Below are 15973 nucleotides of genomic sequence, written 5' to 3' on the forward strand. Positions count from 1 at the left end.
TTTACATTTTGATATAGGACTTTTCGGAATACGATAAGGGAAAGTCAATTTAGGAGGTACATTTATCTGTGGCTATACAAGCGCAAATCAAATCCGTCATTGAGGACATGCTGAAGGATTTCATTGAACAAAATGGATTTGAACTCGTGGATATTGAATATGTCAAAGAGGGCAGCAACTGGTTCCTTCGTGTCTATGCAGACAAGGAAGGCGGAATTGATATAGATGATTGCGGCCGCATCAGTGAATACTTAAGTGTTCAATTGGATGAAAAAGATCCCATTGCTGATGCCTATTTCTTGGAAGTTTCTTCACCAGGCGCGGAACGTCCGCTTAAGAAGACACAAGATTATCACAAGGCTGTGAATAGTCATGTATTTGTTACCACCTATGAACCGATAGACGGTTCCAAGGAATTTGAAGGTTTACTGCTTTCCTTTGACGAGGAAGAACTCGTTATTGAAATTGGCAAAAAGAAAATAATTATCCCGTTCGCTAAAGTAGCAAGCGCTCGTCTAGCTATCGTTTTTTAGTGACCGTTACTTATTGAAAGGGGGGACTCAGTTCAAATGAACACGGATTTTATCGAAGCGCTGTCGGAAATTGAACGTGAGAAGGGTATCTCAAAGGAGTTACTTATCGATGCAATTGAAGCAGCGATGATTTCAAGTTATAAACGTAATTTCAACACCGCACAGAATGTGCGAGTTGATATCAATCGCCATACTGGCCTCATCAAGGTATATGCCCGTAAAACCGTAACTGAGGAAGTATTAGATCCGAGATTGGAAATTTCACTTCACGCTTCTCGTGAAATTAATCCGAATTACCAATTGGAAGATATCGTTGAAATTGAAGTGACTCCTCGTGATTTCGGACGTATTGCTGCTCAAACTGCCAAACAGGTGGTGACTCAGCGTATTCGTGAAGCCGAGCGTGGCTTAATTTATAATGCTTTTATCGACAAGGAAGAAGATATCGTTACAGGTATCCTTCAGCGCCAAGATCAACGTAACATTTATGTGGACTTGGGTAAAGTTGAGGCTGTGCTGCCTTTGACTGAATTGATGCCTACAGATAAGTTCAAACAGGGCGATCGGATTAAAGCGTATATCACGAAAGTGGAAAATACGACGAAAGGACCGCAAATCATTTTATCAAGAACACATCCAGGACTGTTGAAGCGTCTTTTTGAACTGGAAGTGCCTGAAATCTTTGATGGTGTGGTCGAGATTCGTTCAGTTGCGCGTGAAGCCGGTTTCCGATCCAAAATTGCTGTTCATTCTCGCAACGCTGAAGTTGATCCCGTAGGATCCTGTGTAGGGCCTAAAGGTTTACGTGTTCAAACGATTGTAAGCGAACTGCGCGGCGAGAAAATAGACATCGTTCGTTGGATGGAAAGCGTGGAAGAATACGTAGCCAATGCGCTTAGCCCTTCCAAAGTGCTTGAAGTGCAAATTCATGAAAATGAAAAAATGGCGCGTGTCATTGTCCCTGACTATCAACTTTCCTTGGCTATTGGAATCAAAGGGCAAAATGCTCGTCTTGCTGCCAAATTGACAGGTTGGAAAATAGACATCAAAAGTGAAACACAAGCCGAACAAGAATATGGCAGAGTGAAAACTTATTCAGAAGAAATGCATCAAGATTCTGTGAGTGTCGATTAAGTTTTTGTTTGGAGCAAGGGGTGATCGGAATGAAGCAGAGAAAAATCCCTCTGAGAAAATGCGTGGCCTGCCAGGAAATGATGCCGAAGAGGGACTTGATCCGCATCGTCAAAACGCCTGAAGATGAAATTCTCATAGATCTTAAAGGGAAAAAGTCTGGGCGCGGTGCCTACCTGTGCGGTAAAGTTTCTTGTTTTAAATTGGCGAAGAAAAGTAAAGCCCTGGATAGAGCGCTGAAGCATGCCGTTGGTGCCGATATTTATGACCAATTGGAGCAAGATTTCATTCGTGTTGAAGATGAGTTCCTCTCTTCCAAAGAGGAGGAGTCTGAAGATGAATCCTAAATTTCTATCCCAATTGGGCTTGGCGATGCGGGCAGGGAAGCTAGTAACCGGTGATGAAGGTGTGTTTAAAGCGATTCGCTCGGGAGAAGCCAAGCTTGTCATTATGGCGGAAGATGCATCCGCTAATACACGTAAGAAATTTCAAGACAAATGCCAATTCTATGGGATTAAACTCATGGAAATAGGTACGAAGTATGAGTTGGGCCGCAGCATTGGGAAAGAAATGCGTGTCACCATAGGTGTATTGGACGGAGGCTTCGCGCAGATGCTGCAGAAGAGTCAAGAAAATCCTGCGGAGGTGAAACATATTGACCAATAAACAAGACAATAAAGATAAGACTCGCGTTTACGAATACGCAAAACAACTCAATATGAGCAGCAAAGAAATTATTACCATCCTTAAACGTCTGAATATTCCCGTTAACAATCATATGAGTGTAATGGAAAATGACGCAGTAAGCAGTGTAGAAAAGTTTTTTCGTGATATTAAAGCCAATGCGGCTGCCAAACGAGCAGCTACGGACGGAGGAAATGTGAGTTCATCTACGACGAATCAGAATCCTGCAACGCAGGCTCCAGCACAAGAGAATAAAGGTGCAGCAACACCGGCTTCGAAGCCAGTTGCTTCAGAACCAACGAACAGCACAACTACAAATGGTGCTGTAACAGCGCCTCAAGGACAATCTACGCCTAATACGGCTAGTCGTCCATCTCAACCTGGGCGTGATCAACGCCCAAGCGGTCAAGGATCTTCGCAAGGCGGACAACGTCCAAACAGTCAGGGCCAAGGTGGACAACGTACAGGTTATCAAGGTTCCAACCCAGGCGGACAGCGTCCTAGCGGCCAAGGCTCCAGCCAAGGTGGACAACGTACGGGTTATCAAGGTTCTAATCCAGGTGGTCAGCGCCCTAGTGGTCAAGGCTCCAGCCAAGGCGGACAACGTACGGGTTATCAAGGATCCAATCCAGGTGGCCAGCGTCCAAGCGGCTCTACCGGCGGCTACAATAGCCAACGTCCTAGCGGCGGTCAAGGCTACAGCCAAGGTCAAGGCCAAAGCGGAGCTCCACGCACGAATAGTAACTATGCAGGTTCCCGTCCGAGTCAGGGTACTGGAGGACCAGGAGCTGGTGGTGGACAAAGCGCGAATAGCGGCCGTCCACAAAATGCAGGCCCGAACCGCAGTGCTGGTCCAAACCGTCAGTCTAAACCGTTTGATAACCGCAACAATAATCAAAGCGGAAGACCTGTCATTCAAGAAGCGAAGCCGCAGTTCCACGTAGGAGCCACAGCAGCTGAATTGGATGATGCAGCAGCTAAAGCAGGTGTAATTACAACTAAGAAATCCAAACCAACACCTAAGCGTTTTGATGATAACCGTTCCGGCGGCAATCGCGGACCTGGTGGACAAAACAGAGGCAATCAACGCGGTAACAATAGAGGAAGATACCAACAGGAAACTGTTAAAAAAGAGAAAATTGACAACACTCCTAAGAAAATCATCGTTCGTGGCAGTATGACTGTTGGTGAAACAGCGAAATTACTTCACAAAGATGCTTCTGAAGTTATTAAAAAGCTTTTGTTCTTGGGTACAATGGCAACTATCAACCAAGAGCTTGATTTGGAAGCTATTCAATTGATTGCATCCGAGTTTGGCGTTGAAGTTGAAATTAAGATTAAAGTCGAAGAAGACAATTTCGAAACTTTCGAAGAAATTGACGATGAGGCAGATCTGATTGAGCGTCCGCCAGTTGTTACGATCATGGGTCACGTCGATCATGGTAAAACGACTTTACTTGATGCTATTCGTAAAACAAGTGTAACCGAGGGTGAAGCAGGCGGTATTACGCAGCACATCGGTGCTTACCAAGTTGAAGTTAACCAAAAGAAAATCACTTTCTTGGATACGCCTGGTCACGAAGCTTTTACAACCATGCGTGCCCGCGGTGCACAAGTAACTGATATTACAATTATCGTTGTTGCTGCTGATGACGGCGTAATGCCACAAACGGTTGAAGCTATTAACCATGCTAAAGCAGCGGGTGTTCCGATCATTGTTGCAGTTAACAAGATTGATAAAGAAGGCGCAAATCCAGATCAAATCAAACAAGCACTTACAGCTTATGAATTGGTTCCGGAAGAGTGGGGCGGAGATACGATTTTCTGTGAAATTTCCGCAAAACAACGGATTGGACTTGAAAATCTGCTTGAGATGATTCTGCTTGTTGCGGAAGTTCAAGAGTATAAAGCTAATCCGAACAAACGTGCTAGAGCGACCGTAATCGAAGCCGAGTTGGATAAAGGTCGTGGTCCAGTTGCCAGAATCCTGATTCAACATGGTACATTAAAAGTCGGAGATAGCTTCGTAGCTGGCGTGTGCTTCGGCCGCGTAAGAGCGATGGTGAATGATAAAGGTAAACGTCTGAAAGAAGCCGGTCCTTCAACACCAGTTGAAATCACGGGTCTTACAGAAGTTCCACAAGCTGGGGATCCATTCCTTGCTTATGAAGATGAGCGTAAGGCAAGAGACATTGCAGATCGTCGTTCCATAGCACTTCGACAATCCGAGATGACGGCGAATTCGCGTGTTACGTTGGATGACCTCTTTAAACACATTAAAGACGGCGAAATCAAAGAACTGAATGTAATCATCAAAGGTGACGTTCAAGGCTCTGTTGAAGCCCTCAAAAGCTCACTTGAGAAGATCGAAGTGGAAGGCGTTCGCGTTAAAATTCTTCACAACGGTGTTGGTGCTGTTACGGAGTCTGATATTATTCTGGCTTCTGCATCTAATGCGATTATTATCGGCTTCAATGTTCGTCCTGAACCTGCTGCGAAAGCAACGGCAGATCAAGAGAAAGTTGATATCCGTCTGCATAACATTATCTACAACGTAATTGAAGAAATCGAGCAAGCGATGAAGGGCATGCTGGATCCTATCTTTAAAGAAGTTGTACTCGGTCAAGCAGAAGTACGTAATGTGTTCAAAATTACGGGTTCAGGTACAATTGCTGGATGTATGATTATCTCAGGCAAGATTGCTCGAAATGCACAAACACGCTTGATCCGCAGTGGTATTGTCGTGCACGAAGGTAAAATTGACTCCCTGAAACGATTCAAGGATGACCAAAAAGAAGTGGCACAAGGTTATGAATGTGGTATATCTCTTGAGCGTTATCATGATATTAAAGAGGGCGACATTATTGAAGCCTTCATCATGGAGTCCGTTGAGAGGTGATGACAAATGGCTAGAGTTCGTGTAGGTCGAGTTGGCGAACAAATCAAGAAAGAATTAAGCCAGATCGTTCAGTCCGAATTAAAAGATCCACGCATTGGTTTCTTAACCGTAACTGGTGTAGAAGTAACGAACGATTTATCCTTAGCTCGCGTTTTTCTTAGCGTAATGGGGACAGAAGAAGAGAAAGCTGCAACACTTAAGGCGCTTTCTGTAGGTTCTGGATATATTCGCTCGGAATTAGGCAAGCGAATTCGTTTACGTAAAATTCCAGAACTGCAATTTAAGTTCGATGCTTCTATTGATTATGGAAGTCATATCGATAACTTGTTGCATAAGCTTAATCAGGAAGGAAATTCAAGCATATGAGAAGTGGAATGAACCATGCCACCGAATACAGACAGCAGCTGGCAGCAGCAGCTACGTTTATCGAGCAGCATGATGATTTCCTGGTGGTATCTCACATCCAACCGGATGGGGATGCCGCCAGTTCTACGTATGCAACCGGTTGGATTCTTAAACAACTGGGAAAATCCTTTACAATGATCAATGAGGGCACTATGCCCTCTAAATTTTCCTATTTATGGGGAAGTGATCGAGTACTTGATTATGGCAAGGAAGTTCCAGAAAGACTTTATCAAACCATCATAAGTGTAGATTGTGCTGATTTCTCCAGAATGGGTAGGATCAGCACTCTTTTTGATGACCAAGCACGGCTGCTCAATGTTGATCATCATCCAACGAACGATAGATTTGGTTCGTGCCATTTAATTAAACATGATGCCGCTGCAACCGTTCAAATTTTATATGATTTAGCTATACATATGAAGCTTGTACCGAATTTGGAGTTTGGTGATTGTATCTACACTGGCTTGCTGACAGACACAGGTGGTTTTCGGTATTCAAACACCTCGCCTGAGGTCATGCAGATCGGAGCAACGCTGTTATCACTTGGGGTTCAGGGCTCTGTCATAGCTGAGCAGGTGCTGGAAAGAGTCACTTATTCTCAAATCGTACTTCTGCAAAAAGCTTTATCGACACTTTCATTTGCAAATGATCGTAAATTAGCATGGCTTGCTGTTTCTCTGGCAGATTTAGAGTTAACTGGTGCCTCAAGCGACGATCTGGATGGGCTTGTCAACTATCCGCGTAATGTGGAAGGTGTGGAAGTGGGCATGCTATTTAAAGAGAAGTCAGTCGGTGTAATTAAAGTAAGTCTCCGCTCATCAGGACTTGTTGACGTTGCTGCAATTGCGCAATCACTTGGCGGAGGCGGCCATGTTCGTGCATCAGGCTGTACAATCCAAGGTACGCTTGAGGAAGCAATAGCCAAAATGGTTCAGGAAGTAGGGAACGAACTCATATGACGTTAGAAGGCATTTTGCCTGTATGGAAACCGGCGGGCTTCACTTCTCATGATGTTGTAGCCAAAGTTAGAGGTATCCTTGGGATCAAACGCATCGGCCATACGGGAACGCTAGACCCGCAAGTAACCGGGGTTTTGCCATTATGTATAGGTAGAGCGACTCGAATGGTTGAGTACATTCAGGAGCTGCCCAAGGAATATGAAGCTGTTCTTCGAATCGGTCTTTCTACCGATACGGAGGATATGACGGGTACGGTGTTGGAAGAAGTTCCGCAGGTGACTTTGGATGAATTAAGGGTCCGTGAGGTTCTTCATTCTTTTGTCGGAGAAATTGAACAGGTCCCACCGATGTTCTCAGCAGTGAAGATTGATGGGAAACGACTCTATGAATTAGCCCGTGAAGGCAAAGAAGTAGAGCGGAAGTCACGTAAAGTGACGATTCATAAGCTAGACATTCTTCATATGGATCTACAGCAAAACCATCCAGAGATTCAATTTCGTGCTTCTTGCTCCAAAGGGACCTATATAAGAACCTTATGTGTGGATATAGGTAAGGCTCTCGGATATCCGGCGGTGATGAAAAGTTTAATTCGTACATCGACGGGCAGTATTCGCCAAGAGCAGTGCTTAACATTTGAACAGATTGAACAAATGAAGGCTCAAGGATTACTACAGGCGCATATGATTCCTATGGATCAGGCGATTTCACATATCCCATTCATTGAACTATCTGCCGGGGAAGCTATACATGCACTACAAGGGAAGAAAATACCTATGACTGCGAATCGGACGGCTCATGCAGATGCATCACAAACCATTTTCAGGGCTTATTCGCCTGATGAACGGTTTCTTGGTTTGTATGAATGGAACAGCGCTAGCCAAGTCCTGATCCCAGCCAAAGTTTTCCTCTAATTATAACGTCACGGGACAGGTTGAAATGGGTAGGTGGAAAGTTATGCGCATAATACCAATATCATACCCCATTAATATGGATGATTTGGACCTAATTGTAGGAGAGCAAGTGGTGGCAATTGGTGATTTCGATGGTGTACATTTGGGACATCAGGAAGTCATTGGACGAGCCCTACGTACGGCTAAGAATCTTGGGCTGAAGGCCGCCATTATGACCTTTCATCCACATCCTAGGGCAGTAATGGGTCAAGATAGATATACAGATCTAATAACTCCGATGAGTAAGAAAATGAAAATGTTTGAATCGCTGGGTGTGAATCATACCTACATTGTTACCTTTGATGCCTCTTTAATGCGGTTATCCCCGGAACATTTCGTGGATCAAGTATTGGATCGGCTTGGTGTGGAAAGTGTCATATGTGGTTTTGATTTTACATTTGGTTTCCAAGGTAAAGGTACCCCGGATTCGCTTTGTGAGTTGAGTCATGGGAAATTTTCTGTAGAAGTGGTGAGACCCTTTCATATGGATGGCGAAAAAGTTAGCAGTACACTCATTCGTGAATCATTGCAGCAAGGAGACATCGACACAGTTACCAGACTACTTGGGCGTCCCTATAGTATAAGCGGCATCGTTGTGGATGGAGAGAAGCGTGGGAGAACACTTGGCTTTCCTACAGCTAATATTCAACTGGAAGAGTCTTACGTCATCCCTACGAATGGTGTTTATGCGATTAAAGCTTCTGTTAAAGGGGAAACCTATAAAGGGGTTATGAATATAGGTGTAAAGCCTACTTTCACAACCGGAGAATTAAAGCCCTCATTCGAAGCTCATTTATTTGATTTCTCCGAACAAATTTACGGCGAGCATATGAATGTTGAGCTCATAGCTTTCCTTCGACCAGAGCGGAAATTCTCATCCCTAGACGATTTGGTTACTCAAATTAAACTTGACGTCGAAACGGCCAAGAACAAATTATAACGTTCCAGTTGAAACAAGCATTTACTTCTACTATGCGATTATGATATACTGAATAACGTTGCCAAAAGGAACTATCCTTTGTGGCATGAACCTTAGCTTGGACCTACGCTATCATCGGCGATTTCTAGGCTAGTGGGGATACAATAGAATTTAGGAGATGAATAATCATGGCATTAACTCAAGAGCGTAAAACACAACTGATTCAAACTCACAAGGTACATGATACCGATACGGGTTCACCTGAGGTACAAGTAGCAATCCTTACAGAAAACATTGTCAACCTGACTAATCATCTGCGGACTCACAAGAAAGATCATCATTCCCGCCGTGGTTTGCTCAAAATGGTTGGTCAACGCCGTAAGCTACTAGCATACGTGAAGAACAAAGATGTGAGCCGTTACAGTGCTTTGATCGAAAAGCTTGGTTTGCGTCGATAAAACCGACAATGAGAAGCAACCTGTTGCTCCTTTGCTGGGCTTGATAAAGCTTTGGCGAAGAAAGGCAACGAGGTTGCTTTTTCTTGTATTTTTAAAACGGAAAAAGAAGGAAATACTAGACATTACGCAGAAATAGTGAATGACTCCAACGTTAGGCAATTTTTGAGTACATACGGAGCATAATAATAAAGGTTTCTGAACCTTACTTTCTGTGCGTGTTTATCAAACACATATGAATTGAATAGAACAATTCCTTAGGAGGATGTTATGGAGAAAAGGGTACAAATGGAACTTGGCGGCAAACCGTTCATTCTTGAAACGGGCAGACTGGCCAAACAAGCGAATGCAGCTGTAACTGTACGTTATGGCGATACGGTTGTGCTGAGTACAGTAACAGCTTCAAGCGGACCGAAAGATCTGGATTTCTTTCCGTTAACGGTTAATTATGAAGAAAGATTGTATTCCGTAGGTAAAATTCCAGGTGGTTTTATTAAACGTGAAGGACGTCCAAGTGAGAAAGCGATCCTTGCGAGCCGTTTAACGGATCGTCCGATTCGCCCTCTTTTCCCTGAAGGCTTCCGTAATGACGTGCAAATCGTTTCCATCGTTATGAGCGTAGACCAAGAGTGTCCGCCAGAAATGGCAGCAATGATTGGTACTTCTGCCGCACTAGCAATCTCTGATGTTCCTTTCAATGGGCCTGTTGGTGGCGTGATTGTTGGACGAGTAGATGGGCAATTCGTTATTAACCCGACGGGTGAGACAGCGGAGAAAAGTGATCTTCACTTGACAGTTGCCGGCACGAAAGATGCAATAATGATGGTAGAAGCTGGTGCGAATGAAGTTTCAGAGGAAGTTGTCCTCGAAGCAATCATGTTTGGGCACAATGAAATCCGTAAGATTGTTGCGGTGATTGAAGAATTAGTTGAACAAGCGGGGAAACCGAAAATGGAGGTCAAACTTCATACGGTTGATGCCGAGGTAAATCGTGCAGTTCGTGAATTTGCTCAAGCTAGATTAGTTGATGCAATTAAAATTCCTGAAAAGCATGCAAGACAAGATGCAATCGATGTTGTGAATGCCGAAGCTGTGGAACATTTTACAGCCTTGTATGCAGAAACTCCAGGGTTACTTGGCGATGTGAAAGAAACGCTTTATGATATCGTTAAAGAAGAAGTACGTCGTTTGATCACACATGATAAAGTGAGACCAGATGGACGTAAACCAGAAGAAATTCGTCCAATTGATTGTGATATTGATTTGTTACCGCGTACTCACGGTTCAGGTTTGTTCACACGTGGACAAACACAAGCTCTTAGTATTTGTACATTAGGCGCTTTAGGCGATGTTCAAATATTGGATGGCTTGGATCTTACAGAAACCAAACGTTTCATGCATCACTACAATTTCCCTCCGTTTTCCGTTGGGGAAGCAAGACCGCTTCGTCCACCGGGTCGTCGTGAAATCGGACATGGTGCATTAGGAGAAAGAGCTCTTGAGCCGATCATCCCTAATGAAGTTGAATTCCCTTACACAATTCGTCTTGTATCTGAAGTGTTGGAATCGAATGGTTCAACATCCCAAGCTAGTATTTGTGCAAGTACACTTGCTCTTATGGATGCTGGTGTTCCAATTAAAGCTCCGGTTGCTGGTATTGCAATGGGTCTGATCAAAGACGGAGATCATTTCTCCATTTTATCCGATATTCAGGGTATGGAGGATCATCTTGGCGATATGGACTTTAAAGTTGCGGGAACCGCTGAAGGTATTACAGCCCTGCAAATGGATATCAAGATCGATGGGATTGATCGCAGTATCCTACAGCAGTCCTTGCAGCAAGCCAAAGAAGGCCGTTTGCACATTTTAAGTAAAATGGTATCTCGTATTTCTGAGCCGAAGAAGACTCTTTCCAAATACGCGCCTAAGATTCTTACGATGAACATCAACCCGGACAAAATCCGTGATGTCATTGGTGCCGGTGGTAAAATCATCAATAAAATTATTGAAGAAACAGGCGTGAAAATTGATATCGAACAAGATGGCCGTGTATTCATCGCTTCATCCAATCAAGAGATGAACGAAAAAGCACGTTCGATTATCGAAGGCATCGTTCGCGAGGTTATTGTAGGTGAAACTTACCTTGGAACCGTTAAACGCGTTGAGAAGTTCGGAGCATTCGTAGAAATTTTGCCTGGTAAAGAAGGTTTGGTTCATATTTCACAAATCTCCACAGAGCGTGTAGCGAAAGTGGAAGACGTAGTAAACATTGGCGATCAAATCACCGTCAAAGTAACTGAAATTGACCAACAAGGAAGAGTTAATCTTTCTCGCAAAGCGACATTAACTTCGCAAGTCCCGGCTCAAACCTAAGCCGCGTGACTTGTAAAGTCCCTTTTAAATAGTTTTGGATAAAGAGTCAGATCAATCTGTCTCTTTTTTGCTATTTAGACATACCTGGACATGCCTCGTTCTACTCTTGTCCTTTCCTGCATAAAATCAGGACATAAGGAAGGGGGATCTGTGTATGCTCCACAAAAAATGGCTTCTTCTTGGAAGTTTTTTTGCTTTGGTTCTGCTTACATTGGATGCAATCCCTAGCATAGGAACTTACATTCATGCAGTGAAAAATAATCAAAGTAAGTATCTAGCAGATAATAATTGGAGAGGTGAAGAAACACTCCCTGTCTTTGCCACTGCCACCTTAAAATCAACTGAACAAAAGAAGTCAAAGCAAAGCATTTTATTAGAAACGATTATGAAAGAAGCTGAAAAACGAAAGATTGCCCCCATCAATGCCAAAATTGATCCCGTTTGGAAAGCTATTCCCGGTTACAATGGATTGGAAGTCGATATTGAGGAGACGCTTAAGCTAGCAGAGCATCACTTAACGCCGAATAAAATAAACTATATAATGAAAGAAGTGCAACCAAGTATTCAATTGAACGATCTCGGTCCGAATCCGATATATAAAGGGAATCCCAAGAAACCAATGGTTTCTTTCATGATCAATGTTGCTTGGGGAAATGAGTATTTGCCTAGTATGTTAGACACTCTCCGCAAAGAAAATGTACATGCGACTTTCTTTCTGGATGGCTCGTGGTTGAAGAAGAACGTAGAAATGGCCAAAAAGATCCAAAGCGAAGGGCATGAATTGTCTAATCATGCTTATTCGCATAAGGATATGAGAAGTATAACGCGAAGTAAAGCGGTTGAGGAAATTTCTAAAACAGAGGATCTGTTGAAGCAGCAGCTTGGTGTGAAGAACATGCTGTTTGCGCCTCCTTCGGGTTATTTTAACCAAGAAACGGTTCAAGTAGCATCGGAGTTCAATCTGCAAACGGTACTTTGGACTTTCGATACGATAGATTGGAAAAATCCAGGGTCTGAGCGAATCCTTCAACGGTTATCGACTAGTGTCGAGCCAGGATCACTTATTTTGATGCATCCAACGACCTCATCCAAGGAAGCGCTGCATGGTATGATCCGTATCATTAAAAATAAAGGATTGTCGATTGGCACCGTATCTGAGCTTTTATCCTCTAAACGTGTTGCTGAAGCAGGTAAAATCGCAAAATAATCGACGAATCAGCCGCAAAGTTGAGTCATTGGCACATTTTTGTTAGACTGAGTAAGTATAATTTGGGAAAAGGACTTTAGGTGCTACAATTCGAGGAGGAACCTTGGTGATCAAATATCGCTTACATAATGGCTTGAGAGTCGTCATGGAACAAATTCCTACGTTCCGATCAGTAACGTTCGGGATCTGGGTGAAGACGGGCTCGCGTAATGAGTCTCAAGATAATAACGGCATTTCGCATTTTATTGAACACATGTTGTTCAAGGGAACAGAGCGCCATTCAGCCAAAGATATCGCGGAGATATTTGATGGAATCGGAGGAAATGTGAATGCATTCACCTCCAAAGAGTACACATGCTATTATGCAAAAGTTCTCGATGATCATTTGCCTCTTGCGATGGATATGCTTTCAGACATGTTTTTCCATTCTGCATTTGATGAGAGTGAGTTAGAAAAAGAGAAGAACGTCATTTATGAAGAGATCTCAATGTATGAAGATACACCGGACGATCTGGTTCATGATTTATTGGCCAAAGCTTCTTATGGCTCACATCCGCTGGGGTATACGATCCTCGGAACCCAAGACAATTTATCGAAAATGAAATCCGAAGATCTGCGTAACTATATGAAGCAATATTATAATACAGATAATACGGTTCTAAGTATTGCTGGCAATATTGACGATAGTGTGCGCGAGCTTATTGAGAAGCATTTCGGTGAATTCGCTCAAACGGGTGTGGAAACAAGTTATGATGCACCGGATTTCCTAGGAGAACTGATTTTCCATGCGAAAAAAACAGAGCAAAATCACATCTGTCTATCGCTTCCAGGTCTTTCGCTTCAAGAAGAGAATCTATATCCGATGGTACTGCTCAATAATGCCATTGGCGGTGGAATGAGTTCTAGATTGTTCCAGGAGATTCGTGAGAAACGCGGACTTGCTTATTCCGTTTATTCGTATCATTCTTCGCATATCGACAGCGGCATGTTCACGATTTATACAGGAACAGCACCGAAGCAGACGGAAGAAGTGCTCAAAGTGACTATGGAGCTGCTGCATGATATTGCGGTGAATGGAATGACAGATTCTGAACTAAAGAAAGGAAAGGAGCAGCTGAAAGGCAGCTTGATCCTTAGTTTGGAGAGTACCAGCAGCCGGATGAACCGATTCGGGAAAAATGAGTTGATGACTGGTAAGCATTACAGCCTCGACGAAATGATTGAGCGAATTGAAAGCGTTCAGATGGAGAACATTCGTCAATTGACGAAAACGCTTTTCTCCACACCTTTTTCTCTGTCTATGGTGGGAAATTCGGATGATGTAATTAACGGCTTCAGGAGGGATCAGCTTGTCTCTCTCTAACTTTGATGTTCAAATTAAACGGGTATCCGGACAAGAGGATATCCTTCTGCCTCAGAAAATGTCCGCTGCTGCAAGCGGCTTCGATCTTCATGCTGCAGTAAGCGAGCCGATAGTGCTAGGTCCGGGTGAGCGTCAACTCATCCCGACAGGCTTTGCACTCAGCATGCCGCCTGAGCTTGAAGCTCAGATCCGTCCGAGGAGCGGACTTGCCTACAAGCATGGCGTCACAACACTGAATTCACCGGGAACGATTGATGCCGACTACCGCGGGGAAGTGAAAGTGCTGCTGATTAACCATGGTCAGGAGCCGTTCACCATTCAGCGGAATGAGCGAATTGCGCAGATGGTTTTCCAGCTTGTGCCACAGATCCAGCTCAATGAGGTTTCGGAATTAACGGAGACGGAGCGAGGATCAGGCGGTTTCGGCCATACAGGACGGTAATAGACCTTCTACATACGTAAGCATAAATGCCAGAACCCCTTCCAATTGAAGGGGTTCTTTTTGTTTTCCAACGAACTGAGCACGGAAAGTCACCCATCCTTAGGCGAACGCATACTATAACGTATCGAAACGGACCGAGAAAGAGGTGTAAGAATGCTCACTGGGATTTCGGTTGCTATTATGGGTGGAGACGCCCGGCAGCTTGAAGTAATTCAGAAATTTACTGAACTTGATGCTACGGTGACATTAATCGGCTTTGACAATTTAGGGAGGCAATTTAGCGGTGTTTTAAATGCTAAACTCGATCCCTTGCTGTTTCAAACCGTAGATGTACTTATTTTACCTGCTGTAGGTACGGATGATTCGGGACAAGTGGAATCTATATTCTCGAGTGAAGAGATGAGACTGACGGATGATCTTATGTCATCACTGCCAAAGCATGCCAAAGTGTATACAGGAATGGCCAAAAGCTTTCTGAAAAAGCTTTGTGCGGCACATGGGATTGAGGTAGTGGAGTTATTCGAGCGTGATGATATTGCGATTTATAACTCCATTCCGACTGCTGAGGGAGCGCTCATGATGGCGATCCAGAACACCGATATTACCATCCATGGTTCAGTCAGTATGGTTTTAGGTTTTGGTCGTACAGGGTTTACAATGGCCAAAACTTTGCAGGGATTAGGGGCAACCGTGAAGGTTGGCGTGAGGAAACCGGAGCATTTTGCAAGGGCGTGGGAGATGGGTTTTCAGCCTTTTTATACAAAGGACCTGTACCCGGAAGTGGGGAATATTGACTTGCTTTTTAACACAATTCCGACTATGATAGTCACAGCGCAAGTTATTACTAATATCCCACATCGCGCGCTCATCATCGATTTGGCTTCTAAACCCGGCGGAACGGACTTCCGATTTGCCGAGAAAAGAGGCATCAAAGCGATGCTAGCGCCCGGTTTACCTGGCATCGTCGCCCCCAAAACAGCTGGCCGCATCATGGCAAACACACTCAGTCAGCTGATCGTGGAAGACTTCAAAGACAGGAGCGATGTGGAATGAATTGGCAAGGGAAAACAGTCGGATATGCTTTAACTGGTTCTCACTGTACGTTGGAAGAAGTCATGCCGCAGATTAAGAGATTTGTAGATGCAGGTGCACGTGTCATTCCGATTGTATCGAATACAGTCATGACCACCGACACACGTTTTGGCAAATCAGATGACTGGCAGCAACAGATTAAGGATATAACAGGGAACGAAATTATATCTACTATTGTAGCTGCAGAGCCTCTAGGTCCATCCAAGCTGCTTGATGTGATGGTTATTGCACCATGCACAGGGAACACGACTAGCAAGCTAGCAAATGCAATGACAGAGAGTCCAGTACTTATGGCAGCAAAAGCGCAAATGAGAAATTTGCGGCCGCTAGTTTTAGCGATTTCGACCAATGATGGGCTAGGTTTGAACGCGATGAATATCGCAAAGCTTCTCATTACCAAAAACATATATTTTGTGCCCTATGGTCAAGATGCACCTGGAGCGAAGCCAAATTCGTTGGTAGCTCGAATGGACTTGATTATGGAAGCCTGTGAAGCTGCTCTTGAAGGTAAGCAATTGCAGCCCATGATTATTGAGAGATTTCTATACTAATTCATATATA

16 protein-coding genes are annotated in these 15973 nt (G+C 43.9%); all 16 read left to right on the plus strand.

Annotated features, from left to right (window positions below; all coding sequences use genetic code 11):
• The first annotated feature begins 74 nt into the window (after window positions 1-74).
• The 16 genes from rimP to QFZ78_RS02595 all read left to right on the plus strand — a co-directional run bounded on the left by rimP (window position 75) and on the right by QFZ78_RS02595 (window position 15963).
• Window positions 75-533: a ribosome maturation factor RimP gene (gene rimP, locus QFZ78_RS02520; protein WP_307555430.1), complete on the plus strand. Its 459-nt coding sequence runs from the start codon at window positions 75-77 to the stop codon at window positions 531-533.
• A 36-nt stretch (window positions 534-569) separates the two neighbouring features.
• A complete protein-coding gene (gene nusA, locus QFZ78_RS02525; RefSeq protein WP_047672911.1) occupies window positions 570-1667 on the plus strand; it encodes a transcription termination factor NusA in 1098 nt (365 codons plus the stop codon).
• Window positions 1668-1696: 29 nt separating this feature from the next.
• A complete protein-coding gene (rnpM, locus tag QFZ78_RS02530; protein WP_029195245.1) occupies window positions 1697-2011 on the plus strand; it encodes an RNase P modulator RnpM in 315 nt (104 codons plus the stop codon).
• The gene (locus tag QFZ78_RS02535; protein ID WP_235549131.1) at window positions 2001-2330 is read left to right on the plus strand and encodes a L7Ae/L30e/S12e/Gadd45 family ribosomal protein; all 330 of its coding nucleotides are present in this window, start codon (window positions 2001-2003) and stop codon (window positions 2328-2330) included. Before rnpM ends, QFZ78_RS02535 begins: the two co-directional genes overlap by 11 nt.
• Entirely contained in the window at window positions 2320-5247 is a 2928-nt protein-coding gene (gene infB, locus QFZ78_RS02540) for a translation initiation factor IF-2 (protein WP_307545138.1), read from the plus strand. Before QFZ78_RS02535 ends, infB begins: the two co-directional genes overlap by 11 nt.
• A 6-nt stretch (window positions 5248-5253) precedes the next feature.
• Window positions 5254-5613 (plus strand): 30S ribosome-binding factor RbfA, encoded by a 360-nt coding sequence (rbfA, locus tag QFZ78_RS02545; RefSeq protein ID WP_307545139.1) that lies wholly within the window; start codon window positions 5254-5256, stop codon window positions 5611-5613.
• Window positions 5610-6611 (plus strand): DHH family phosphoesterase, encoded by a 1002-nt coding sequence (locus QFZ78_RS02550; protein ID WP_307545140.1) that lies wholly within the window; start codon window positions 5610-5612, stop codon window positions 6609-6611. The genes rbfA and QFZ78_RS02550 overlap by 4 nt, the downstream gene beginning before the upstream one ends.
• Entirely contained in the window at window positions 6608-7522 is a 915-nt protein-coding gene (gene truB / locus QFZ78_RS02555; RefSeq protein ID WP_307545141.1) for a tRNA pseudouridine(55) synthase TruB, read from the plus strand. The genes QFZ78_RS02550 and truB overlap by 4 nt, the downstream gene beginning before the upstream one ends.
• A gap of 43 nt (window positions 7523-7565) precedes the next feature.
• Window positions 7566-8501, plus strand: coding sequence for a bifunctional riboflavin kinase/FAD synthetase (locus QFZ78_RS02560; protein WP_307545142.1), 936 nt, complete (start codon window positions 7566-7568; stop codon window positions 8499-8501).
• 167 nt (window positions 8502-8668) lie between these two features.
• Window positions 8669-8938 (plus strand): 30S ribosomal protein S15, encoded by a 270-nt coding sequence (gene rpsO / locus QFZ78_RS02565; protein WP_029195252.1) that lies wholly within the window; start codon window positions 8669-8671, stop codon window positions 8936-8938.
• 267 nt (window positions 8939-9205) lie between these two features.
• Window positions 9206-11308, plus strand: coding sequence for a polyribonucleotide nucleotidyltransferase (locus tag QFZ78_RS02570; protein WP_307545143.1), 2103 nt, complete (start codon window positions 9206-9208; stop codon window positions 11306-11308).
• Between the two features lie 154 nt (window positions 11309-11462).
• On the plus strand, window positions 11463-12515 hold the full coding sequence (locus tag QFZ78_RS02575) for a polysaccharide deacetylase family protein (protein ID WP_307545144.1): 1053 nt from the start codon (window positions 11463-11465) through the stop codon (window positions 12513-12515).
• Between the two features lie 106 nt (window positions 12516-12621).
• Window positions 12622-13878: a M16 family metallopeptidase gene (locus tag QFZ78_RS02580; protein ID WP_307545145.1), complete on the plus strand. Its 1257-nt coding sequence runs from the start codon at window positions 12622-12624 to the stop codon at window positions 13876-13878.
• On the plus strand, window positions 13865-14320 hold the full coding sequence (dut, locus tag QFZ78_RS02585; protein ID WP_307545146.1) for a dUTP diphosphatase: 456 nt from the start codon (window positions 13865-13867) through the stop codon (window positions 14318-14320). The genes QFZ78_RS02580 and dut overlap by 14 nt, the downstream gene beginning before the upstream one ends.
• Window positions 14321-14473: 153 nt before the next feature.
• Complete coding sequence (gene dpsA, locus QFZ78_RS02590) at window positions 14474-15373, plus strand: dipicolinate synthase subunit DpsA (RefSeq protein WP_307545147.1); 900 nt, start codon at window positions 14474-14476, stop codon at window positions 15371-15373.
• A complete protein-coding gene (locus tag QFZ78_RS02595; RefSeq protein ID WP_171648901.1) occupies window positions 15370-15963 on the plus strand; it encodes a dipicolinate synthase subunit B in 594 nt (197 codons plus the stop codon). The genes dpsA and QFZ78_RS02595 overlap by 4 nt, the downstream gene beginning before the upstream one ends.
• The last annotated feature ends 10 nt before the right edge of the window (window positions 15964-15973 follow it).

The sequence above is a fragment of the Paenibacillus sp. V4I5 genome (genome assembly GCF_030817255.1).
Classification (GTDB): domain Bacteria; phylum Bacillota; class Bacilli; order Paenibacillales; family NBRC-103111; genus Paenibacillus_E.